Source organism: Oleiphilus sp. HI0132 (genome assembly GCF_001635845.1).
In genome coordinates this window covers 1-638 of sequence record NZ_LWGJ01000481.1, presented here as the reverse complement: position 1 = coordinate 638, position 638 = coordinate 1, and the positions used below count along the sequence as shown (strand labels likewise).

At 45.0% G+C, this 638-nt stretch carries 1 protein-coding gene; it reads left to right on the top strand.

Annotation, left to right across the window (positions count from 1 at the left end; translation table 11 throughout):
• On the top strand, positions 1-638 hold a 638-nt coding region (locus A3766_RS05860; RefSeq protein WP_197479362.1), incomplete at both ends, for an adenylate/guanylate cyclase domain-containing protein.

Sequence of the window (638 nt, the reverse complement as noted above, 5' to 3'; positions counted from 1 at the left end):
CCAGATTCAGACACAAAGAGAGCAGTCTATATCGCTTTCTCACAAGCTTGCTAAATACCTATCTCCACAAGTCTGGCAGTCAATTTTTACCGGCGAACGTGACGTGCGCCTGGAAACACAGCGCAAGCGTCTATCTATCTTCTTCTCTGACATCAAAGGTTTTACAGAGCTGTCGGAAGAAATGGAACCCGAAGGTTTGACCGAGCTGCTGAACAACTACTTCAACGAAATGTCGCAAATCGCCTTAAAATACGGCGGCACAATCGATAAGTTTATTGGCGACAGTATTATGATTTTCTTTGGTGACCCAACCAGTCGTGGCGCTAAAGAAGATACGATGGCTTGTGTTTCCATGGCAATTGAGATGCGTAAGCACATGAAGATACTGCGTCAAAAGTGGAAGAGCCAAGGAATCAAGACGCCACTACAAATTCGAATTGGGATCAGTACGGGCTTCAGCACTGTAGGAAATTTTGGCGCTGAAAACCGCATGGACTACACCATTATCGGCAAGGAAGTTAACTTGGCTTCTCGCTTGGAAGCACTATCAGAGCCAGGCGAAATCCTGGTTTCTTACGAAACTTTCTCTCTGATAAAAGATAAGGTTATGTGTCGTGATAAGGGAGAGATTACCGTTA